This is a genomic window from Bradyrhizobium centrosematis, from assembly GCF_045571495.1.
Classification (GTDB): domain Bacteria; phylum Pseudomonadota; class Alphaproteobacteria; order Rhizobiales; family Xanthobacteraceae; genus Bradyrhizobium; species Bradyrhizobium centrosematis.
The window spans coordinates 7,065,897-7,086,515 of sequence record NZ_CP120703.1 but is presented as its reverse complement, the minus strand read 5'-3'; the positions used below and the strand labels follow the sequence as shown (position 1 = coordinate 7,086,515).

Annotated in this window: 21 protein-coding genes; 10 read left to right on the top strand and 11 right to left on the bottom strand. The window is 65.1% G+C overall.

Annotated features, from left to right (window positions below):
- Window positions 1–14: 14 nt before the first annotated feature.
- Window positions 15–788, top strand: a complete 774-nt coding sequence (locus tag P6U31_RS33375; RefSeq protein ID WP_407185853.1) for a thioesterase family protein — start codon at window positions 15–17, stop codon at window positions 786–788.
- Between the two features lie 99 nt (window positions 789–887).
- On the opposite strand, the gene P6U31_RS33370 is transcribed toward P6U31_RS33375, so the two are convergent.
- Window positions 888–1,661, bottom strand: a complete 774-nt coding sequence (locus P6U31_RS33370) for an AraC family transcriptional regulator (RefSeq protein WP_407185852.1) — start codon at window positions 1,659–1,661, stop codon at window positions 888–890.
- A gap of 97 nt (window positions 1,662–1,758) precedes the next feature.
- Between P6U31_RS33370 and P6U31_RS33365 the strand changes: the two genes are divergently transcribed.
- On the top strand, window positions 1,759–2,679 hold the full coding sequence (locus P6U31_RS33365; RefSeq protein WP_407185851.1) for a DMT family transporter: 921 nt from the start codon (window positions 1,759–1,761) through the stop codon (window positions 2,677–2,679).
- Window positions 2,680–2,966: 287 nt separating this feature from the next.
- Here P6U31_RS33365 and P6U31_RS33360 read toward each other — a convergent pair whose 3' ends face one another.
- Window positions 2,967–4,529: an AMP-binding protein gene (locus tag P6U31_RS33360; RefSeq protein WP_407185850.1), complete on the bottom strand. Its 1,563-nt coding sequence runs from the start codon at window positions 4,527–4,529 to the stop codon at window positions 2,967–2,969.
- Window positions 4,530–4,637: 108 nt separating this feature from the next.
- Here P6U31_RS33360 and P6U31_RS33355 point away from each other — a divergent pair, with 108 nt between their 5' ends.
- From P6U31_RS33355 to P6U31_RS33340, 4 genes are all read left to right on the top strand, one after another.
- Window positions 4,638–5,603, top strand: a complete 966-nt coding sequence (locus P6U31_RS33355; RefSeq protein WP_407185849.1) for an NAD(P)H-dependent flavin oxidoreductase — start codon at window positions 4,638–4,640, stop codon at window positions 5,601–5,603.
- A 158-nt stretch (window positions 5,604–5,761) separates the two neighbouring features.
- Complete coding sequence (locus P6U31_RS33350; protein WP_407185848.1) at window positions 5,762–6,010, top strand: hypothetical protein; 249 nt, start codon at window positions 5,762–5,764, stop codon at window positions 6,008–6,010.
- Between the two features lie 137 nt (window positions 6,011–6,147).
- Window positions 6,148–6,852: a hypothetical protein gene (locus P6U31_RS33345; protein ID WP_407185847.1), complete on the top strand. Its 705-nt coding sequence runs from the start codon at window positions 6,148–6,150 to the stop codon at window positions 6,850–6,852.
- 86 nt (window positions 6,853–6,938) lie between these two features.
- A complete protein-coding gene (locus P6U31_RS33340) occupies window positions 6,939–7,661 on the top strand; it encodes a hypothetical protein (protein WP_407185846.1) in 723 nt (240 codons plus the stop codon).
- 48 nt (window positions 7,662–7,709) lie between these two features.
- On the opposite strand, the gene P6U31_RS33335 is transcribed toward P6U31_RS33340, so the two are convergent.
- Window positions 7,710–9,281, bottom strand: coding sequence for a winged helix-turn-helix domain-containing tetratricopeptide repeat protein (locus P6U31_RS33335; RefSeq protein WP_407185845.1), 1,572 nt, complete (start codon window positions 9,279–9,281; stop codon window positions 7,710–7,712).
- A gap of 308 nt (window positions 9,282–9,589) precedes the next feature.
- On the opposite strand from P6U31_RS33335, the gene P6U31_RS33330 reads away from it, so the two are divergent.
- Both P6U31_RS33330 and P6U31_RS33325 read left to right on the top strand, forming a co-directional pair.
- A complete protein-coding gene (locus P6U31_RS33330) occupies window positions 9,590–10,951 on the top strand; it encodes an adenylosuccinate lyase family protein (RefSeq protein WP_407185844.1) in 1,362 nt (453 codons plus the stop codon).
- Window positions 10,952–11,063: 112 nt separating this feature from the next.
- Complete coding sequence (locus P6U31_RS33325) at window positions 11,064–12,320, top strand: aminopeptidase (RefSeq protein ID WP_407185843.1); 1,257 nt, start codon at window positions 11,064–11,066, stop codon at window positions 12,318–12,320.
- A 194-nt stretch (window positions 12,321–12,514) separates the two neighbouring features.
- On the opposite strand, the gene P6U31_RS33320 is transcribed toward P6U31_RS33325, so the two are convergent.
- Entirely contained in the window at window positions 12,515–13,081 is a 567-nt protein-coding gene (locus P6U31_RS33320; protein ID WP_407185842.1) for a hypothetical protein, read from the bottom strand.
- 236 nt (window positions 13,082–13,317) lie between these two features.
- On the opposite strand from P6U31_RS33320, the gene P6U31_RS33315 reads away from it, so the two are divergent.
- On the top strand, window positions 13,318–13,773 hold the full coding sequence (locus P6U31_RS33315) for a cupin domain-containing protein (RefSeq protein WP_407185841.1): 456 nt from the start codon (window positions 13,318–13,320) through the stop codon (window positions 13,771–13,773).
- Between the two features lie 82 nt (window positions 13,774–13,855).
- On the opposite strand, the gene P6U31_RS33310 is transcribed toward P6U31_RS33315, so the two are convergent.
- From P6U31_RS33310 to P6U31_RS33280, 7 genes are all read right to left on the bottom strand, one after another.
- The gene (locus P6U31_RS33310; protein ID WP_407185840.1) at window positions 13,856–14,908 is read right to left on the bottom strand and encodes an amidohydrolase family protein; all 1,053 of its coding nucleotides are present in this window, start codon (window positions 14,906–14,908) and stop codon (window positions 13,856–13,858) included.
- 110 nt (window positions 14,909–15,018) lie between these two features.
- Window positions 15,019–15,540, bottom strand: coding sequence for a hypothetical protein (locus tag P6U31_RS33305; RefSeq protein ID WP_407185839.1), 522 nt, complete (start codon window positions 15,538–15,540; stop codon window positions 15,019–15,021).
- A gap of 65 nt (window positions 15,541–15,605) precedes the next feature.
- Complete coding sequence (locus tag P6U31_RS33300) at window positions 15,606–16,421, bottom strand: MBL fold metallo-hydrolase (protein WP_407190028.1); 816 nt, start codon at window positions 16,419–16,421, stop codon at window positions 15,606–15,608.
- A 71-nt stretch (window positions 16,422–16,492) separates the two neighbouring features.
- Entirely contained in the window at window positions 16,493–16,888 is a 396-nt protein-coding gene (locus P6U31_RS33295) for a type II toxin-antitoxin system VapC family toxin (RefSeq protein ID WP_407185838.1), read from the bottom strand.
- Entirely contained in the window at window positions 16,885–17,139 is a 255-nt protein-coding gene (locus P6U31_RS33290; RefSeq protein WP_407185837.1) for an AbrB/MazE/SpoVT family DNA-binding domain-containing protein, read from the bottom strand. Before P6U31_RS33290 ends, P6U31_RS33295 begins: the two co-directional genes overlap by 4 nt.
- Before the next feature lie 68 nt (window positions 17,140–17,207).
- Entirely contained in the window at window positions 17,208–18,734 is a 1,527-nt protein-coding gene (locus tag P6U31_RS33285; protein WP_407185836.1) for a permease, read from the bottom strand.
- A complete protein-coding gene (locus tag P6U31_RS33280) occupies window positions 18,731–19,480 on the bottom strand; it encodes an ABC transporter ATP-binding protein (protein ID WP_407190027.1) in 750 nt (249 codons plus the stop codon). Before P6U31_RS33280 ends, P6U31_RS33285 begins: the two co-directional genes overlap by 4 nt.
- A 262-nt stretch (window positions 19,481–19,742) precedes the next feature.
- Between P6U31_RS33280 and P6U31_RS33275 the strand changes: the two genes are divergently transcribed.
- Window positions 19,743–20,618 (top strand): branched-chain amino acid ABC transporter permease, encoded by an 876-nt coding sequence (locus P6U31_RS33275; RefSeq protein WP_407185835.1) that lies wholly within the window; start codon window positions 19,743–19,745, stop codon window positions 20,616–20,618.
- Window position 20,619 lies beyond the last annotated feature (1 nt).

The following is a 20,619-nucleotide window of genomic DNA, read 5'->3' as shown; positions in this document are numbered from 1 at the left end:
AGATCGAGTGCAGCATGACCGCCATCTACCGCGTCGACGGCAACAGCGTCGTCACCAGTCCGGATGCCGCCGGTCCCTGGGACCGGCGCATGCAGCACGGCTCGGCGCCGGCGTCGCTGGTGACATGGGCGGCTGAGCGCATCCCGACGCCGGTGCCGATGGATGTCGCGCGCGTCACCATCGATCTGATGCGGCCCGTTCCGGTGGCGCCGCTCGCGATCGCGACCGAGGTCCTGCGCGAGGGGCGCAAGATCCAGCTCTGCGGGATCAAGCTGCTGGCCGACGGCGTGCAGGTCGTCGGCGCGACCGTGTTGAAGATCAGGCGCCAGAAGCTCACGCTGCCCGCCGAGGTCAAGGAGCTGCCGGTTACATTGCCCTTGCCGGAGGAGTCATTGGTCGAGGACGGTCACGCCGCCACCAGCCCCTTCGTGCGTTCGGTCTCGATGCGTGCTGCGCGCGGCCGCTTCGGTCAGGCCGGCGCTGGCGCGATCTGGTTTCGTGTCGATCATCCGCTGATCGAGGGCGAGGCGATCTCGCAGGCCATGCGCGCCGTGGTCGCCGCCGATTTCTCCAACGGCACCGCCTCGACGCTCGATTTCCGCGCCTGGACCTACATCAACGCCGACCTCACGGTCAGCTTCGCACGCCAGCCGGTCGGCGAATGGATCCTGCTCGACGGTGAGTCCTGGATTGGCACCGACGGCACCGGGCTCGCAATGTCGCGCCTTGCCGACAGGCAGGGTTATTTTGGCCGCGCGGTGCAGAGTCTCGTGATCGAGAAGCGGTGAGGCGCTCTGGAATACCTGATTTTGCCCGGTCGAGCCCGGCGATGACACGTGGTTCGCCGTGAGCGCTCGCGGGCTTGGCGCCTGCGACCCGTCACGGCCTCAACGATAAAACATCGACGGCGGCACGCCAAAGTGCCGGCGAAACATGGCGGCAAATGCGCTTTGGCTGGCGTAGCCGCAATCGAAGGCGACGTCGATGATCTTCTCGCCGGAGGCGATACGGCGCAGCGCGTGCAGGAGGCGCGCCTGCTGCCGCCATTGCGCGAAACTCATCCCGGTCTGTCTCGCGAAGAGGCGGTGAATTGTCTTGGCGGTGACCCCGACGCGCCCAGCCCAATGCTCGACGGTCGAATTGTCCGATGGGTTGTCGGCGATGGCTGAGCAGATCGTTCGAAGCCTGATGTCTTCGGGGAACGGCAGATGCAGAGGCAGTACGTCCGAGACGCGCAGTTCGTCGAGCAGCAGCCGCATCAACCGTCCGTCGCGGCCGGCCTCGTCATAGTCGAGGGGAATGCGCGTTGCCGCAACGACCAGCTCGCGCAGTAGCGGCGACACCGCGATGACGCAGTTCTTCCCCGGCAGATGCGCTGCGGCGTTCGGGTCGACGAACACGGTGCGGATCCGTACCCGCCCCGACATGATCGTCTCATGGTCGAGACCGGGCGCGAGCCATACCGCCCGGTTCGGCGGCACGATCCACGTGCCCGCGGCCGAACGCACCACCATGACGCCTTCGATGGCATAGAGCAGCTGTGCGGTCGGATGCGCGTGTACGCCGGTGGAGGCGCCATCGGGATAGTCCACCTCCATCGCAGACAGCGCGCGCCTCGTGGCATGGAACGCAAGATGCCGTGTGGTGAGCTCGTCCAGCATGTCTCAATCTCGACAGTCCCGGTCATTCTAGAGCGATACGGACGCTGGCGAAAGCACTACGCCTGGCCTCAACGGTTTGAATTCGAGAGTCGAAGCCATGACCAACAAGGCCGCCTTCCTCTATCCGTTCTTCGCGATCGTGCTGTGGGCGGGAAACGTGATCGTCTCGCGGTTGTCCGCCCACACCATCGGGCCCGAGGCGATCACGTTCTATCGCCTGCTGCTCGCGACCGGATGCATGAGCCTGTTCGTCGCCGCGCCGGCCTGGCGCAACCGGACGGTGATCTGGCGGCATTTCGGACAGTTCGCGGTGCTCGGCTTCCTTGCGATGTGCCTGTTCCAGAGCTTGTCATATCTCGCTGCCGAGACCACCAGCGCGACCAACATGGCGGTGTTCACGGCGCTGACGCCGCTGCTCACAGTGCTGCTGAGCGCGGTGCTGCTTCGGGAGACGCCGACCGTCGGACTGGTCGGCGGCGGCATGCTGTCGCTCGCCGGTCTCGTCTATCTCGTCAGCGGCGGCGATCCGGCCGCACTGCTGCGGGGCGGCGTGCGTCCCGGAGATCTCCTGATGTTCGTCGCCGCGCTGGTCTATGCGCTGTATGGCGTCCTGTTGAAGCGTTGGGATCTGCCGGTCGCGGGCTGGCAATCGACCTACATGCAGGCGCTGTGCGCGCTTGCGATCATGTTTCCGGCGTTCCTCGCGACGCCCGCTCCGATGCGCGCGCTGAACACGGAGACGCTGCCGCTGATCGCCTATGCTGGAGGTCTTGCCTCGATCGTGCTTCCGTTTTTGTGGGTTCGCGGTGTGCAGGTCCTCGGCCCCAATCGCTGTGCGATCTTCATGAACTTGCTGCCTGTGCTCGCCGCGCTGGGCGCCATCGCGCTGCTCGGCGAACCCGTCCGCGCCTTCCACATCATCGGCGGGGGTGTCGCGCTTGCTGGCGTCGCCTGCGCTGCGCTATTTCGTCGGCCATTATGGATGTCGGCCCCGGCTGTGCCGGCGCTGGGTGATTGAACGGCAAGCTTCCGCCGCCGCGGAAGGGTTGCTTGCCATCCTGCCAGTTCACAATCCGTAGAAGATCTTGATCTCCCACAGCACCACGATGATAGCCGTGATCAAGGTGACCGCGGCGACTGCACTTTCCAGGGAAGCGACTCGCATGTCTTACTCCGCTTCCCAGCCCCAGCAGCGGGTCTAGGTGATTCCCCGATTCGCCGGCAATTGGGCGGCCGCAGCAGGCGCGCACTCCGCTGCGCGTTGTGGTCTCCGGGCCACAACGACACCGTAGAATCCCGGGGTATTTACCCCACCATCCGGTCCCTTCCGCTCCAGAACCCCGCACGCAGCACCTTCTTGTCGACCTTGCCGACGCCGGTCATCGGCAATTGCTTGACGAACTGGATCTGCTTGGGGGCATGCGCCGAACCCTTTCGCACCTTCACCAGATTGATCAGCTCGTCCGAATCAGGCCTTGCGCCCTCGCGCGGGACTATGATGGCGGTGACAGCTTCGCCCCATTTCTCGTCGGGAATGCCGACGACCGCGACCATGGCGACATCGGCATGCTGCGACAGCACGTCCTCGACTTCGCGCGGAAAGATGTTGAAGCCGCCGGACACGATCATGTCCTTCTTGCGGTCGAGGATGAACATGTAGCCGCGCTCGTCCTTGCGCGCGATGTCGCCGGTGTGGACCCAGCCGTTCTTCAGCGTCTCGGCGGTGATGTCGGGCCGCTTCCAGTACTCCGCCATCACATGCGGGGCACGCACGCAGATCTCGCCGGCCTCGCCCGTCTTCACCTCCTGGTCATTGTCGTCGAGGATCTTGACCTCGCAGGCAGCGATCGGGAAACCGCAGGACAGGAACAGCTCCGGCGTCTTGCGATCGTGATCCGCCTTGCGCAGCACCGAGACCGGATAGCATTCGGTCTGGCCATAGAGCTGCGAGAACACCGGTCCGATGCGCTCGATGCCCTCGACCAGTCGGCTCGGCGACATCGCCGAAGCTCCGTAGAGCACCAGATCGAGCGAGGACAGGTCGGTCTTATCAAGCGCAGGATGGTCGAGCAGCACGTAGATCATGGTCGGCACGAACAGCGTGAAGTTGATGCGCTCGCGTGCGATCGTGGTGAGCACGGCCTCGGGATCGAAACCTTTGAGCATATGCACGGTGCCGCCGCGCATCAGGGTCGGCAGCACTTTCGTGCCCGCGACATGGCTGATCGGGGCGACCGTGAGGTAGCGTGCCGCGTCGGGGATCTCGAAATCGGCGAGGATGGCGCCGGCGGCTCCGGCATTCTCGCGGTGATAGCGCAGCGCGCCCTTGGATTTTCCGGTGGTGCCGCCGGTGTAGTTCAGCGTCGAGAGATCGTCGAGGCTGGCGAGGTTTCGCGCGCTGGCATGTCCCGCGCTCTCGATCGCCGCCAACAGATCGAGACCGTAGCCGGCCGGTCCCATGGTGAAGACCGCCTTCAGCCGGCTCGCTCGCGCGGCGAGCTCGCCGCCGCGGTCGCGGAAGGCGGCCGCATCGACCACCAGCATCTCGGCCTCGGCATCCTCGAGCTGGAACAGCTGGTCCTCCAGCGATCCCAGCGGATGCAGCCAGGTGACGCAGAGCCGCGACAATTGCGCGGCAACGCCGGCGCACCAGGTGTCGGCGCGGTTCGCGGTGAGGAAGGCGACCCGTGCGCCCGGCTGCAATCCAAGCTGCATGAATACATTCTGGATTCGCCCGATCAGGTCGATGGTGCCTTGGTAGCTCAGCGATCCGCCGGGCCAGGCGAAAGCGGTGCGGCCGGGATAGCGCGACAGCGCCCGTAGCGTCTGCGCACAAGTCGGGGACGATGCGTGGAGCGGATCGGACATATGTTTCCTCGTTGCTTTGTCACCGGCTTCTGGCGTGCCAATGTTGCCGATGACGCTAGCACAGAGACTGCGGGAGGAAACGACAAAGCCCGCGCGAGGGAGGCATGCGTGCCATCAGATCGACTGCAACGCTTCGGCGATCGTCTCGCTCTGCCACTGATCGCAGCACCGATGTTCCTGGTGTCGGGCGTCGAGCTCATGGTCGCGGCCTGCGGCAATGGGGTGATCGGCAGCTTCCCGACCGCGAATTGCCGCAGCACGGACCAGCTCGATGAATGGCTGACCGCGATCGAGACGCGCTTGCGCCGGCATGAGGATCAAGCCGGAAGCAGGGCCGCGCCGCTTTGTCCGAACCTGATCGTGCACCGATCCAATGCGCGGCTGGAGCAGGATCTTGCCGTACTGTTACGGCACAGGCCGGAGATCGTCATCACCTCGGTCGGCTCGCCCGCGCCCGTGTTGAGGCCGCTGCACGATGCCGGGGCGCTGGTGCTGGCGGACGTCGCTTCCATCCGCCATGCCGAGCGCGCGGCGGAAGCCGGCGCCGACGGGTTGGTGCTGCTCTCCGCGGGCGCGGGCGGCCAGACCGGCTGGCTCAACCCGTTCGCCTTCGTCCGCGCGGTGCGCGCCTTCTATGACGGCATCATCGTGCTCGCGGGTGGCATCAGCGACGGCCGCGCACTGCACGCGGCAGAAGTGCTCGGCTGCGATCTTGCCTATATGGGCACCAAGTTCATCGCGACGCGGGAGAGCATGGCGGACGAGCGTCACAAGCAGATGCTGGTCGAGAGCAGCGCCGACGATATCTTGCTCACCACGGCATTCACGGGTCTGCAGACCAGCATGCTGAGGCCATCGATCCTGGCCGCCGGGCTCGATCCCGACGATCTTCCGGCACGCGGCGCGATCGACATTGCCAAGGATATCGACATCGCCGCGCGCGAAACCCGCCCCAAACGCTGGCGCGATATCTGGAGCGGCGGGCATTCGACCTCTGGAGTCACCGACGTGCTCGCGGTCGACGATCTCGTTGCGCGGACCCTCGTCGAATATCGCGAGGCGGGTGGGCGTTAGCTTCTTCGCCTCGCCCCCGTACGAACGGGGGGAGCGAAGACGCTGGTATCGATCACAGTTAATCCCGCGCTGTTCCGGCCCGCCCCACTTAACGGCGGATTAACCATCGCCCGCCAAGAATCCCTCACGGCCGCCAATCAGGACGAGAGGGACAGGCGATGGACTTCGATTATCTCAACAGCAAGACCGCCGCGACGATGGACGAAATCCGAATTCGCGTCGCCCATGCGCTGGCCCGCCACCCGCTGTGCCGCAACGTCCGCTTCGATGTCGTCAGCGTTCCCCGCACCCGTCGGGGCGGCAACTGGACGGTGACCCTGCAGTCGGTCGAGCCGCGCGCGGTCTGGGAGGCCTCGGAGATCGTCGCCGACATCCAGGACGCCTACGATCTGGCCACAGCGGCCTGATTTCATTGGGCTTTTTTCGGAGCTTGTCGCTGCCGGCACACGGATTGTCGCAACGAAGGCACACTCAAGCCTTAATTCGTGCCCTTTTCACGGGCAACATTAACAAACTCGTGAAGCGGTCGTTCCCGGAGAGACGTTTGTCCAGAGCCATCACCCTTGTCGTCTTGACCTGCTTCCTCGTCCTGGGCGCTGCGACCACCGCCATTCTCGGTCGTGACAGCGTGCCCAGCGTCAGCGCCGAGATGATCACGCCGGCTCCGCCGAAGCAGCTCTCCACCAACCGCGCCGCCAAGGCCGATCGCCTGGTCCCCACCCTGGCCCTGGCCTCGGCTGCGATCGAGCCGGTCCAGGTTCCCGCCGACAGGCTCGCCCAAGCGCCGGTGGAGACCGAGCCGTTGCGCCAGGCTTTTGCCGCGGCAACGCCGTCTGATTTCCCGATGCCGAAGCCATCGAGCGCGTCCGAAGCGCCCACCGCGGCGGAGGTTCCCGCGGTCGAAGTTCCGGCCAAACCGAAGGTGGCGGCCAAGCCGCAGAAGACCTATGCGCTGCTGTCCGACGCACAGATCGCGGGGATCAGGGATCGTCTGAAGCTGTCGTCGTCGCAGGAATATTATTGGCCCTCGGTCGAGACCGCGCTGCGCAACGTCGTCCGCAAGATCTCGGCCAACAAGCTTTCCAATCCGCATGCGCCCGGCGTGCCGATCGATCCGAATTGCGACGAGGTCCAGCAGCTGAAGTCGGCGGCGATGCCGCTGCTGTTCCAGCTGCGTGACGATCAGAAGGAAGAAGTGCGCAAGCTCGCCCGCATCATCGGGCTTGAAAAGGTCGCGCAGCAGATCTGACCTGCAAGTTCCTGCGGGAACTGCTTCCACATCAGGAACATCCGGCAATCGACGCGCGTTGCTCGCCCCAATGAGGGAGTGGATCAATGCGCGCCTCGACAGCCTATTTCGTCGGTGCCGGAACGATCATCGTCGCCATCGCCATTGGTTTGGGCGGCGGCATCGTCGCCGGCAACATCATGAACCCGGTCGCGTCCAAGCAGGGCCCCGACACCAGCAAGATGGCGCAGCGCGCCGAGTCCGCCGGCACGCCGGCGGCGACCAATGCACCCTCGGAACGCGTCAATTATCTCACCGGCTCGCAAGCCTTCGGCGCGATGATCGCGACGCCGGCGCAGGCCGAAGCCAAGCCTGAAGCGGTAAAGTCTGAAGCGATAAAGTCTGAAGCCGCAAAGCCCGACACACAGCAGGCGAAGGCCGAACCGCCGGCACCGCCGCCTTCGCAGGCGGCCGCGGTTGAGCCGCCCAAGGAACAATCCAAGCCAGTTGCCTCGTCCGCGAAAGCTGCAAAGCCGGCCGACCAGCAGGCTTCCGCCGACGCGGTCTCTTCGCCCGAAAACGCCTATGCCAAAGCCCGGGACTCCGACGTGAAGCGCGCCGCGTCGGAACGGCGCCGGATCGAGCGTCGTGAGCGCTGGGCCGAGCGCCGCCACTTCTATGAAGGCCGCGAGCAGCGCGGCATGCGCGACCACACCGATTGGGACGACGTGGCGCGTAACATCCGCGAAGATTCCGATACGCGCGATTACGCCGGCCGGCCGCGCGGCGGCTTCCCGCAGATCAGGCTGTTCGGTCCCGACGACGATTAGCGCGCAGCGCACGATGAGAGAAGGTGCATCGCCATCCTCGCGCGGCCGTCACGTCATTCCCGCGCGCTGCAATCCTTCCAGATAATGCGCACGATCCTCGTCCCGCAGCATCGGAAGCTCGCGCGTGATCCAGCCGAGCGAGATGCCGGGCTGAGCGCGGCGCAGGCCTTCCAGGGCGGAAGCTGCGAGCGCCGGATCTCCTGACATGCCGGCGGCGGCCGTCAGCACGCGGTGCGCGCCGACGAAATCGCCGCGTTGCCGCAGCGACTCTCGCGCCATCTGCACGGCTCCCTCGTAGTCGCGGCCGACGAACCGGGCGTAGGCCGCAACCCCGCAATAGATCGCAGCGAGCGGATCGCGCGGGCTCAGTCGCAGCGCGCGGCGCGCGGCGGCATCGCCGTCCTGCCATCGCCCGGCGTAGCATAGTGTCACGCCGTAAAAGGCATGCGCCATCGCGAAGTTCGGATTGAGCTGCAGCGCGAGCTCGAACTCCGCCAACGCGTCGTCGAAGCGGCGGCGAAATAGATAGGTGTAGGCGAGGCCGTGATGGGCCCACGCGTCCTCGCGATCGGCCTCCACCGCCGCGAGGGCGGCGCGTTCGGCGATCGGTACCGTCGCGGCCATATCGGCCCAGCCCATATGCGCACCGAAGATATGGCTGGTTGCGAGCAGCCCCAGCGCCTTGCCATAGGCCGGATCGATCGCAACGGCCTTGCCGAGCAGCGCCTGTGCGGCGGCATTGTCCTCGCGGGTGATGCGCCAATGATGCGACAGCGCGCGCATCACGAGGTCCCAGGCATCAAGACTACCCGGCGGCTTCTGCTGGGCGCGAAAACTTTCGGCGGCATAGAGCTGCGGCTCGATCGCGGCGACGATCGCCTCGGTGATCTCGTCCTGCACGGCGAAGATGTCGGCGAGCTCGCGGTCGTAGCGCTCGGCCCAGAGATGGCTTCCGGTCGAGACATCGTTGAGCTGTGCCGAGATGCGCACGCGATCACCGCTTCGACGCACACTGCCTTCGAGCACGTAGCGCACCCCGAGCTCGCGCGCGACCTCGCGGATATGCACGGCGCGGCCCTTGTAGACGAACGAGGAGTTGCGCGCGACGACGAAGAACCAGCGGAGCTTCGACAGCGCGGTGATGATGTCCTCGCTGATGCCGTCGGAGAAATAGTCCTGCTCGGCCGCGCCGCTCATATTGCTGAAGGGCAGCACGGCGATGGCGGGTCGGTCGGGCAGCGCGAGTGCGGCGCGCTGCACCTCGGCGGTTCGGCCGGGTTGCGGCGAGATCGCGCCACTCATCGCGCTATTCTTGGCCTCGACATCGCCGACGAAGCGAAAGCCCTTGCGGGCAATGGTGCGGATCAGCGTCTGGCTCGCGCCACTGTCGCCGATCGCCTTGCGCGCCGCGTTGATCCGGCTGGTCAGGGTGGATTCGGAGACGCTGCGCCCGTGCCAGATCTTGTCGATCAATTCGTCCTTGCTGACCACCCGGTCGCGGTTCTGCATGAGGTGGACGACGAGGTCGAAAACCTGCGGCTCCACGGCAACGGGAACCTGCTCGCGGCTCAGCTCGCGCCGGTCGGTATCGAGAAGGTGGTCCCGGAACAGAAACTGCACGTCGAAAACTCAGGCCTCACAACGACATCAGGCAATGGTCAAACTGCAATGGATCTCGGCTTGGAGTCTGTGAGTCCGCTCACAGGTCCGCCAGGTTCACCCCAATCGTGTGATGGCAGCCATGCTGTTTGCGATGGGAATACAATCACGACGGGTTTTGGCGGCTCTGGCCGAGCGGCCAGCCGTCGTCATTCGGACACGCGCTCCGTGCGGCGGAATGTCGGGCGTATCGGGCTTTGTCCTTTGCTGAACTGCGCCGACTGCGTAAGCTATGGGTTCCACACAAATATCAAGCAAAAAGAACGCCCATGCCCGCCTTTCCCGCCTCCACCACCGTGCTCGATTCCATGCTGTTCCGCGATGCCTTCGGCACGGCCGAGATGCGGGAGGTGTTTTCCGACGTCGCGCTGGTGGCGCGCTATGCCGAGGTCGAGGTGGCCCTGGCGACGGCGGAGGCGAAGTGCGGCGTGATTCCGCAGGAGGCGGCCGAGGCGATCGCGGCGCGGACCGACGTCGCCGCGCTCGATTTCGACCTGCTCAGGCAGGAAACCGACATCGTCGGCTATCCGATCCTGCCTTTGGTGCACCAGATGGTGAAGCAATGCGGCGAGGCCGGCCGCTACGTGCATTGGGGCGCGACCACGCAGGACATCATGGATACCGCCGTGGTGCTGCAGCTCCGCGCGGCGCTCGAGATCGTCGAGCGCGACATCGCCGAGCTCCGCGGCATCCTGGCGAACCTCTCGAAACGCTACCGCGACACGCCGATGGCGGGGCGCACTCACCTGCAGCAGGCGCTGCCGGTGACCTTCGGCTACAAGACCGCGATCTGGCTCGCCATGTTCGATCGTCACGCCGAGCGGCTGGCGCAGTTGAAGCCGCGCGTGCTGGTCGGCCAGTTCGCCGGCGCGGCCGGCACGCTGGCCTCGCTCGGCGACAAGGGGTTCGAGGTGCAGGAGGCGCTCTGTGCCGAGCTGAGGCTCGGCGTTCCCGTCTCGACCTGGCACGTCGCGCGCGACGGATTCGCGGAAGCCGTGAATTTTCTCGCGCTCGTCACCGGCTCGCTCGGCAAGATCGCGCTCGACATCATGATCATGGCCTCGACCGAGTTCGCCGAGGTTTACGAGCCCTTCGTCAAGGGGCGGGGGGCCTCCTCGACCATGCCGCAGAAGCGCAACCCGATCTCGTCCGAGCTGATGCTGGCAGCGTCCAAGGCGGTGCGCCAGCACGCCGGCCTGATGCTCGACGCCATGGTGCAGGATTTCGAGCGCGCCACGGGGCCCTGGCACGCCGAATGGATGGCGATCCCCGAAAGCTTCGTGCTGACTGCCGGCGCGCTGCACCAGGCGAAGTTCGCGCTCGCAGGCCTCATCGTGGACGAGGCGAAGATGAACGACAATCTCGCCGTCAGCCGCGGCCTGATCGTGGCCGAGGCGGTCATGATGGGGCTCGCGCCGCAGATCGGCCGGCAGGAGGCCCATGACGTGGTCTATGACGCCTGCCGTCAGGCCAATGAGAAGGGCATGAGCCTGGCCGACGCGCTGTCCGCTGACGCGCGGATCGCGAGCCGCATCGATCGCGCCACGATCGAGGCGCTCACCTCACCAAGAAATTACCTGGGGCTCGCGCCCGCCATGGTTGACCGGGTGCTGAAATCGGCAACGCGTTGAAAACCAAAATGCGCAAAACTGCGTATCTTCTCGGTGTCGCAAGGTGCTCGCGCACTTGCACCTCGTGATGCTAGACTTAGATTGAACGAGAGACTTCGGCAGAGGGACCCGCATGACTGATCACCGCAATTCCGCCGCTCCCATCGATCCCGCAAAACTCGACCGGCTGGCCGAGGTGGCGGTGAAGGTGGGCCTGGGCTTGCGGCCGGGACAGGATCTGCTTCTGACGGCACCGGCCATCGCGCTGCCGCTGGTGCGGCGGATCGCCGTGCATGCCTACAAGGCCGGCGCCGGTATCGTGACGCCGATCCTGTCGGACGAGGAGATGACGCTGGCGCGCTACCGCCACGGCCACGACAGCAGTTTCGATCGTGCCGCCGGCTGGCTCTACGAGGGCATGGCCAAGGCGTTCTCGGACAACACCGCGCGGCTCGCCATCGTCGGCGACAATCCGATGCTGCTGTCGGGCGAGGATCCGTCCAAGGTGGCGCGCGCCAGCAAGGCGAATTCGATGGCCTATCAGCCCGCCCTGGAAAAGATCGTCAATTTCGACACCAACTGGAACATCATCGCCTATCCGAGCCCGTCCTGGGCCAAGCAGGTCTTCCCTGACGATCCCGAGGACGTCGCGGTCGGCAAGCTCGCGGATGCGATCTTCGCGGCATCCCGCGTCGATCGCGAGGACGCGATGGGCAATTGGGCGAGCCACAATGCGGTGCTGCGCGAGCGGACCAACTGGCTCAATGGCCAGCGCTTTCGCGCGTTGCAATATTCGGGGCCCGGCACCGATCTGACCATCGGGCTTGCGGACGGCCATGAATGGGAGGGCGGCGCCTCGCTGTCCAAGAACGGCATCAGCTGCAACGCCAACATCCCGACCGAAGAGGTCTTCACCACGCCGCATTGCCGCCGCGTCTACGGCCATGTCGTGAGCTCGAAGCCGCTGTCCTATCAGGGCACGCTGATCGACAACATCGCGGTGCGCTTCGAAGACGGCAAGATCGTGGACGCAAAGGCCTCGCGCGGTGCCGAGGTGCTGAACAAGGTGCTCGACACCGACGAGGGCGCCCGGCGGCTCGGCGAAGTGGCGCTGGTACCGCATTCCTCGCCGATCTCGCAGAGCGGGCTGCTGTTCTACAACACGCTGTTCGACGAGAACGCGGCGTCTCACATCGCGCTCGGCCAGTGCTATTCGAAATGCTTCGTCAACGGCGCGCAGCTCACCCCGCAGCAGATCGCGGCACAGGGCGGCAACCAGAGCCTGATCCACATCGACTGGATGATCGGCTCCGCCGAGACGGATATCGACGGCATCCTGCCCGACGGCAGCAAGGTGCCGGTGTTCCGCAAGGGCGAGTGGGCGAAGTAACGCTTCACCTGTCTCGTTGGGGCAGGGCTATCGCACATGGAGGCGGCCTCCCTGCAGTGATCCTTCGAGACGCCCGCTTTGGGCGGGCTCCTCAGGATGAGGTCTTGTTTCACGGCAAGACTTTAGGCCCTCATGGTGAGGAGCGCCGCCTTGCGGCGCGACTCGAACCATGAAGGCCGAACACGTTCGTACCCTCACAGCCTGCTCTCACGCCGCCGCGTTGCGCAGCATCGGTTGTTGTCGATGCTGAAACGGTTGAACAGCGTCGTGAACGGGCTGCCGTCGGTGGCCCGCACGATGGCGTCGGACGCAGCGATCGCCTCGTAGAGCGCGCCGACGGGATCGTCCGCCTCGCCGAGGGCGAGGCTCCTGCGGATCTCCCCGCGCGCCGCGTTGATGCCGTCCTCGTCCTCGATCGTTGCCTCCAACGCCTCCGCCGCGCGCCGCATTTCCTGCAGGTCGCCGCCGCCCGAAAATTTGAGGATGTCCAGCCAATAGGGGCGGGCTACGACGAGCTGGAGGAATGCCTCGAAACTGTCCGCAATGATGCCTGCGCGGCCTGCCGACGAGACGTAGAGCACATTCTGCGAGGGCAGCAGCACGAACGCGCCGCCGGTGCCGTCACTGCCGATCTGCCGGGGATTCTCGACGCCGTCGATGGAAAACCAGGGCTCCTCGTCCGGCACGAAGGAGACGTCGAGGCTGGCGAGCCGGGCGACGACCGCACGATCGGCAGTCACAACCTCGGGCGTGAGGAGCATCGGCGTGGCTTCCTTCTGGTGCTTCCGCGCACTTTGTCGCACCCCCAGAGGGACCGGTTCATGTGCGCGAATTTGCAGGGAAATCTGAACGTTAACCGCGTTGTGCCTGCAACTACCGGCTGATTTTCAAGGCTCGCGTAAGAAAGAATTAAAAACCGATGACTAGCGTTCCCGACATCTTTCGAAACAATCCGGGGCGAGACCCGGCATACTTATTATATCCCCTGGGGAAGAAGATGTCGCGCGCATTGATTGAAATCGGTAATTGCAACGTCGACCTCGAGCTGCGGCCGATCGAGCCGTCCTGGATCATCGAAGGCAACCCGGTGTCGCGTTCGCACATCCTGTCCACCAGCGCCGACGGCACTGCCTCGACCATCATCTGGCACTGCACCGAAGGACGCTTCAACTGGTACTACGACATCGACGAGACGATCATGATCATGGAAGGATCGATCGTGCTCGAGAGCGATGGGCTCCCGCCGAAGCGCTACGGCCCCGGCGACATCATCTTCTTCCGCAACGGGGCGCATGCCAAATGGCATGTCGAAGGCTACGTCAAGAAGATCGCCTTCTGCCGCAAGACCAATCCCGTGATGATCGGCTTCCTGATCCGGGTCGTCAACAAGCTGAAGAAGATCTTCACCTCCACCGGCGAGCGCCGTCCCGCCTCGCTGATGGGCGCAGGCTAGAGCTCTCCACAAGGTTTCAAGGACGCTTCCCAGCGGCCACGACGAAGAGGGGCCGGGATCAACCTCCCGGCCCCTTTTCTCGTCATGACGGTAGCTCGAGCCGGTAGACGTCGATCGCTGTCTGCGAGAACAATGCCGTCTTCTCGGATTCGCTCAGCTTTGAGGCGATATGCTTGAAGGCGTTGAAGATCACCTGGTAGCTGCACTGGCCCTTGTCCGGCGGGAAGTTGCTCTCGAACATCGCGCGCCTCACCCCGAACGCCTCGATGCAGGTCTCGACATAGGGCCGCCAGGCTGCCGCCAGCTGTTCGGATGTCGGCGGCCTCTCGCGCAAATGGAAGTCGTAGCCGAGCAGGCACATCGCGAGCCCACCGAGCTTCACCACCACGTTCTCGCATGTCGCGATCTCCCGGATCGAGGCGCGCCATTGCGCGAACACCTCCTCGCGTCGTCCTGCGAAGCGGCCGATTCCAGCCGGGCCGCCGCAATGGTCGAGCACGATCGTAGTGTCGGGGAAGGCGCGCGCCAGCGCCGTGAGCTCGCCGATCTGGGGATGGAACAGCCAGGCATCGAAGCTGAGTTTGAGCGGCGCGAGGCAGGCAAAGCCTTTGCGGAAGGCCGCGTCCTGCAACAGTCCCTTCGGCCTGTTCGCATACATGCCGGCCACGACAGGATCCTCGTCCCAGGCCGAGGAATGCCGGATGCCGCGAAAGCGCCCGTTGCCTGCGGCAGTCTCGGCTTCCAGCACGCCCTTTGCGGCATCGCCGAGCAGCAGATTGGCGTGGCCGACGATGCCGGCGCAGATCGCAGCCTTGCCGTAGCCACCGCTCGCGCTCATGGCGGCGACGCCATTGGCGAACTCGACCTCGCCGATCGGCCGGAATGCTTCCGGACCGTGGGCGCGGTACATCGAACGGCAATCGACATAGACGGTGGCGATGACGTTGTGGCCGGAGGCGATGTCGGCGGCCATCTCCTCGATCAGATAGCGGTGCCCGCGATTCCACAGATGGTGGTGCGGATCGACAATCGGCCGCAACGGATCGATGATCTCTTCCCGATGCAAGGCGAGCCAGTCCTCGCGCGGCTCGACGAACAGCCCGCTCGTGTTGGCGGGCACACCGCTTGCAGCCATCAGCGTTCGCTCCCTGTGTTTTGGTGTCGAGAGCCTAGCACCTCATCTCCGCATGCAGCAGCGCGCCTCGCGCAACCGCACCCATCATCGCAAGCACAGCGGCGGCGTCATCAGCCCTTGCGCCGCTTTGCCATTACCTCGACCACCAGCCGCCAGTCCGCTGCCGTGGCCGGCTTGACCTCGCCCCGCCAAAGGAAGGAGCCGCCGGTGATCGCCGTAAAGCTCCAGCGCGTCAGCTCACCGGAATCAGTCGTGCCTTCCTGCACGATGTCCTGCCCGCGCGGACGGCCGATCTGCTGGCGGAACACGCTCCGGCCGGGATCGAACCAGGAAATCCGCCAGGCATCGATGCCCGGATCGTAAACGCGCAGCGTCGTGCCGTACCAATTGCCGGCGATCGGAAACGCCGGACTGGCTGCGGGACGGGGAATGATCCAGACGTCCTGGACGGCACGGCCCTCCAGGATCCAGCCGAAATGAATTTCGCCGGGCGCGGTGTGTTTCGTCCCATCGGGACCATGGGCCGTGATCTCGGCATCCCAGTCGCCGACGAAACGGCCGTAAAGCTGGAGCGCCGCGGCGTGCTCCGGGTTCGGTCCATCGGCGTGTAACAGTCGCGCAAAGTCGGTCATGGCAATCTCCTGTCATGGCGAGATCAGCACGGCCGGACCGCTGCGGACTTGGAGAAAATTGCGCCTCAGACGCCGTCGAGGATGATCACCGTCGGTTTCGACGGCAGCGCATCCCGCGATATCCGGAACGAGCGATCGATGCGCCGGTCGATCTCGAACTGCTGGCCGATCCGGCGCATGAAATCGTCGAGCGGGGTGGCGAAGCGGTGCATCGGCAGCACCACCGAGGCGCGCAAGCGCTTGGTGATGTCCGAGATCCCTTCGAGCGACATGGTGTAGGTGCCGTCGATCGGCACCATCACGATGTCGAGCCGCCCGATCTGGGCGAAATGGCTGTCGTCGAGCTTGTGATGGAGGTGGCCGAGATGGCCGATGCAAAGCCCGGCGACCTCGAAGATGAAGATCGAATTGCCGTCCCGGATCATGTCCGCGCCGGCATCGTCGCCGAAATAGCGGCGGATGTCGGTGGTGACGTTGCGGACGAAGGTGTCGCCGATGCGTTCCGCCACGATTGCCGGCTTGCCGTCCTCGCTCCAGCCATGCAGCACATGGGGAATGCGCCTGTCCGGAAAGAGAGTGTAGTGCGTGCTGTGCGCCCGATTCATGGTGACGACGTCGGGCAACCGTCCCACCTGATAGGCACCGCTATAGTCGGTGGCGACGCGCAGGCCGCCTGGCGTGTCGATGAAATAGGTGGAATGGCCGGCATAGGTGATCTCGACCTCGGCGGAGCCGGCGGCCGGCCGGAACGCGACCGGCGTGACCCGCGGCGCGGCACTGGCCATCGCCAGGCATTCGCTGCGTTGGGGTGGTTGCTGGGCGAGAGCAGTTGAGAGCAGCAAACCGAGGAGGGCAAAGATCGTCAGGACCAGTCGCGGCATAACGCGGTCATCCATTGCACATCCGGCGATCCGAAGAGTGTATCGTCGAATTTGCCGGACGTCATGCGTCGCTATGGCAGCCGCGCCATTCCGCCGCTCGCCTCCGCTAGCTTCACCGCCTTTTTGTCGAATGAAACGAAGGTCTCCGCGCCAAGCCAGTAACCCTCATGAGCAATGACGCCATCCCCAAAATCGCCGCCAGCATCGAGGAATGCCAACCCAGCCTCTGCTGAAGGCCGGTTGACGACCACATTGGAGGCATTAATGAAGTGCCGAATGGATGCCGCGATATTCTCAACAGAAGTTTTGTAGCCTCGTGAGAGGACCCAGGCCAACTCGCACAGTGCGGAGATCGAGATAGCTACGACGTCTGCTTTCTTGAGAGTGACTGCGGCCGCTTTGCTTTGTTCGGCATCATCCCCGACCAGAACCCGTACCAGGACGTTGGTGTCGGGTGTTATCTTCATCGCTTGCCGGCCCAGCCGTCGGCTATAATCTCGTTCATCTCTTCGATTGATAAGGATCGACCGTTCGTTTTTCCTTTCAGGAAGCCGAAAGCATCCGAAATCTTTCCGGTGGGCCGAACTGCTTTCACCTCAATTCGCCCCCCAGGAAGCTTTTCTATCGAAATCTTGTCGCCGGGATGCACACCAAGGTGCTCCAGGAGCTCTTTCCGCAGCGTAACCTGCCCCTTTGCCGTGACGGTGAGCGTGCCCATGGGGTCCTCAATCCTCGATATCTTCGACAAGTAAGGCAATTTATCCTTACTTTCAAAGGAGGCGTCCGTCACTCCCGCCTTGGGCTGAACTTCCAGGTGGCCGCGACGAGGCCTGCGGTGATCAGGCCGCTGATCAGGCCGGCGATTGGCGAAGCGAGCAGCAGGGCGGCACTGGCGGCCCAGCCGATCGAGGAGAAAGCTTCGGCAATGGTCGCCAGCCGCGACGAGGTCTGGCGACGTCGGAACTGGCTGCGCCGAGCTTGCACCCGGAACCAGAGCTGGATCGCGGTCGCGGAGGCCGCGCTGATGATGATCGCGGCGGCACTGATTACAGCCTGGGACGGCGAGGCGAACGCCAGCGCCGCGACCAGTGGGCAGAAGATCACGGCGATCGCGATCAGCACCACCTCGATCTTGGCACGAATGACGCTGGACGGCGTCAGCGGCGCGGTGGCGACCAGGTCGGGGGCGTCCTCGCCCGAGATCGTCAGCCAGGCGAGCCCGCCGGCGAGCTGTCCGGCGGCCATCACGATGACGGGCGTGATCAGCGTCAGCGCCGCGGCGCTGTCGGCAAAATTGCGCCAGAGCAACAGCGCCGGCGGCACCAGATAAAGCAGCTGCATCAGGGTCTGGGAGATCAGCCAGGGATCGCGCCAGAGCAGCGAGAATTCCTTGCGCCGCAGCGCCTGCTGCCGCGAGCCGGCGCGGAACGGGCGCTCCTTCGCCCGCCTGCTGCCGGGGCTGCCAAAGCCCGCGGCATCGATCGCCGTGTCGGCAAAGCGGTGCGAGAAGATCGCCATGACGCTTCCGAGCAGCACCAAAGCGAGCGCCAGGAGCAGCAGCAGCGCCTCGCTGTCGCCCATCACCGCCCGCGCCGGCCACCACCAGATGCTGGCGACATCGGGCGCGTAGGCGGCCGCGGTCCCGGAGGTCAAAAGGGTGAAGCGCGACAGCGTGCCGTAGGACATGATCGCGGCGACCTGGAGCGCGATCACGAAGCCGGCGCCGATGATCGCGGCGAGGATCTGGGCGATGAGGCGCGTTCGCGCCGGGCCGATCAGGCGAAACAACAGGATGGTGGCGCCGATCGCAATCGCCGCCGCCGACAGGCCCATGGCGACGACCACCCCGAATGCCGCGAGCCAGCGCGCGCCGCCGCCGATCACGAGCACGTCGATGAAGGGCGTCGAGAACAGCAGCGCCATCGCCGTGACGGTCAGGGCGATCGCGGCGATGCGGACCGAGAACAGATTGGCGAGCCGCGCCGGAGAGGACATGATCAGGTCGAGGTCCGCGCGGGCGTAGAACACCCGCGTCACCGATTCGATCGCCTGCGACAGCATCAGGGTCCAGGCCAGGAAGATCGTCGCCGTGATCACGATCAGGGCAGATTTGTCCAGCGGCAGTTGCAGGTCGGCGAAGCGGCCGATCACGGCCCAGGCCGGCAGGTGCAGCAGCGCGGCGAAGCAGCTGAGACCGATGATTGCGGCGCGCGTCCGCTTGCGCCGTCCACCGGTCATCATGGCGAACCATTCGCGCCAGGCGAGCCGGAGCTCGTGGCGGGCAAACCAGGAGAGCGCAGTCGCCGAGCTCATGCGGCTTCCGGAAGCGTCACCAGCGCGATGAACAGATCCTCCAGGCTGGTGTCGGCATGGCCGTTCTGCTGGCGCAATTCGGTCAGCGTGCCTTCGGCCACCAAGCGGCCCGAGGCGATCACGCCGATGCGGTCGGCCATGCGCTCGGCGACCTCGAGAATATGCGTGGTCATGATGACGGTGCAGCCGGCGCGGACCCGCTCGCCGAGCAGGCCCTTCACATGGCGGGCCGAGACGGCATCGAGCCCGGTCAGCGGCTCGTCGAGGATGATGAGGCGGGGATCGTGCACCAGTGCGCCGGCCAGCGCCACCTTCTGGCGCATGCCCTTGGAAAAGCCCTCGCAGCGCTCGTGCCGATGCGGCGCAAGGCCAAGTGAATCCAGCAGGTCCTGCGCGACCGGCTCCGAGATCGAGGGCGCGATGCCCCACAAGCCGGCGACGAATTCGAGATATTCGAGCGGGGTCAGCTTGTCGTAGATCATCGGCTCGTCGGACACCCACGCCATCACCTGCTTGGCGGCGACGGGGTTTTGCAGCGCGTCGATGCCGAAGATCGAGACGCTGCCGGCATCGGGGCGCAGCAGGCCCGCAACCATGCGCAAGCTGGTGGTCTTGCCGGCGCCGTTGGGGCCGACCAGCGCGTAGAATTCGCCGGCGTGGATGGTGAGATCGAGGCGGTCGACCGCCAGACGGTCAAAACGCTTCGTTAACCCCTTAACTTCCAGCGCCGAGCTGTCCGGCTTCATGACGGCCACACCATCCGGTTTTGCATCGCCCGCGACCATGACCCGAAGATGTTTCGACACGGTGAATCGCACTGGCGCAAATTCCGTCATCCGGATTGGACTAAAGGCAAGTCACCGTTTGTTGACAGCGCTGGGCGGTTCAGGCTGAATTGATCCCGGACAAATGGCGCTAACGCGGCGAAACGACTGCGTAGCGACTGGACACAAGATACGGCAAGGCGGTCGGGAAGAGCCGCTGGTTGTATCGGGAGGACGCGCGTTGATGCTGGATTTCGTTCAGCAGCTGGTCAGCGGTGTCGCGCTCGGCTGCGTCTACGGCCTGATCGCGCTCGGCTTCGTCCTCGTCTACAAAGCCACCGAAGTCGTCAATTTCGCCCAGGGCGATCTGATGATGCTCGGCGGCTTCTTCGCCTTCACCTTCATCGGCATGATGGGTCTGAACTACTGGGTCGGCTTTGCCGGCGCGGTGGCCGCGATGGCGCTGTTCGGCATGCTGGCGGAGCGCGTGGTGGTGCGGCCGATCCTCGGCTATCCGCAATTCTCCGTCATCATGGCGACCATCGGCCTTGGTTATTTCCTGCGCTCGATCGCCGGCATGATCTGGGGCACCGACGATCTGAAGATCGAGACGCCGTTCAGCCAGGGCGTGCTCCGCATCGGGTCGCTGGTGCTTGCCTACGACAAGCTGTCGGTGATCGCGGCGACGATGATCCTGTGCACGCTGCTCTGGCTGTTCTTCAACAAGACCACGCTCGGCACTGCGATGCGCGCCAGCTCCGAGAACATGCTCGCCGCCTATTACATGGGCATTCCGGTCAAGCGCGTGGTGTCGATCGTCTGGGCGATCAGCGCGGCGGTCGCGACCTGTGCCGGCGTGCTGCTGGCGCCGATCACCTTCATCCATTCCAATGTCGGCCTGGTGCTTGGCCTGAAGGCGTTTCCGGCGGCGGTGCTCGGCGGCTTCGGCTCGATCCCGGGCGCCGTGGTCGGCGGCGTCCTGATCGGCGTGATCGAGAGCATGGCCGGCTTCTACCTGCCCGAGGGCTGGAAGGACGTCGCGCCTTATATCGTGCTGCTCACCGTGCTGCTGCTGAAGCCGGAAGGCCTGTTCGGCCATCACGTCCGCAAGAAGGTCTGAA

What these genes read in the sequence shown, in the direction of transcription:
- P6U31_RS33330 (WP_407185844.1), top strand. Translation starts at nt 9,590, where the DNA reads ATGCCCGCCTTTCCCGCCTCCACCACCGTGCTCGATTCCATGCTGTTC.
- P6U31_RS33370 (WP_407185852.1), bottom strand. Translation starts at nt 1,661, where the DNA reads ATGCTGGACGAGCTCACCACACGGCATCTTGCGTTCCATGCCACGAGG.
- P6U31_RS33315 (WP_407185841.1), top strand. Translation starts at nt 13,318, where the DNA reads ATGTCGCGCGCATTGATTGAAATCGGTAATTGCAACGTCGACCTCGAG.
- P6U31_RS33275 (WP_407185835.1), top strand. Translation starts at nt 19,743, where the DNA reads ATGCTGGATTTCGTTCAGCAGCTGGTCAGCGGTGTCGCGCTCGGCTGC.
- P6U31_RS33375 (WP_407185853.1), top strand. Translation starts at nt 15, where the DNA reads ATGACCGCCATCTACCGCGTCGACGGCAACAGCGTCGTCACCAGTCCG.
- P6U31_RS33360 (WP_407185850.1), bottom strand. Translation starts at nt 4,529, where the DNA reads ATGTCCGATCCGCTCCACGCATCGTCCCCGACTTGTGCGCAGACGCTA.
- P6U31_RS33280 (WP_407190027.1), bottom strand. Translation starts at nt 19,480, where the DNA reads ATGAAGCCGGACAGCTCGGCGCTGGAAGTTAAGGGGTTAACGAAGCGT.
- P6U31_RS33310 (WP_407185840.1), bottom strand. Translation starts at nt 14,908, where the DNA reads ATGGCTGCAAGCGGTGTGCCCGCCAACACGAGCGGGCTGTTCGTCGAG.
- P6U31_RS33320 (WP_407185842.1), bottom strand. Translation starts at nt 13,081, where the DNA reads ATGCTCCTCACGCCCGAGGTTGTGACTGCCGATCGTGCGGTCGTCGCC.
- P6U31_RS33325 (WP_407185843.1), top strand. Translation starts at nt 11,064, where the DNA reads ATGACTGATCACCGCAATTCCGCCGCTCCCATCGATCCCGCAAAACTC.
- P6U31_RS33300 (WP_407190028.1), bottom strand. Translation starts at nt 16,421, where the DNA reads ATGCCGCGACTGGTCCTGACGATCTTTGCCCTCCTCGGTTTGCTGCTC.
- P6U31_RS33285 (WP_407185836.1), bottom strand. Translation starts at nt 18,734, where the DNA reads ATGAGCTCGGCGACTGCGCTCTCCTGGTTTGCCCGCCACGAGCTCCGG.
- P6U31_RS33290 (WP_407185837.1), bottom strand. Translation starts at nt 17,139, where the DNA reads ATGGGCACGCTCACCGTCACGGCAAAGGGGCAGGTTACGCTGCGGAAA.
- P6U31_RS33365 (WP_407185851.1), top strand. Translation starts at nt 1,759, where the DNA reads ATGACCAACAAGGCCGCCTTCCTCTATCCGTTCTTCGCGATCGTGCTG.
- P6U31_RS33305 (WP_407185839.1), bottom strand. Translation starts at nt 15,540, where the DNA reads ATGACCGACTTTGCGCGACTGTTACACGCCGATGGACCGAACCCGGAG.
- P6U31_RS33350 (WP_407185848.1), top strand. Translation starts at nt 5,762, where the DNA reads ATGGACTTCGATTATCTCAACAGCAAGACCGCCGCGACGATGGACGAA.
- P6U31_RS33295 (WP_407185838.1), bottom strand. Translation starts at nt 16,888, where the DNA reads ATGAAGATAACACCCGACACCAACGTCCTGGTACGGGTTCTGGTCGGG.
- P6U31_RS33340 (WP_407185846.1), top strand. Translation starts at nt 6,939, where the DNA reads ATGCGCGCCTCGACAGCCTATTTCGTCGGTGCCGGAACGATCATCGTC.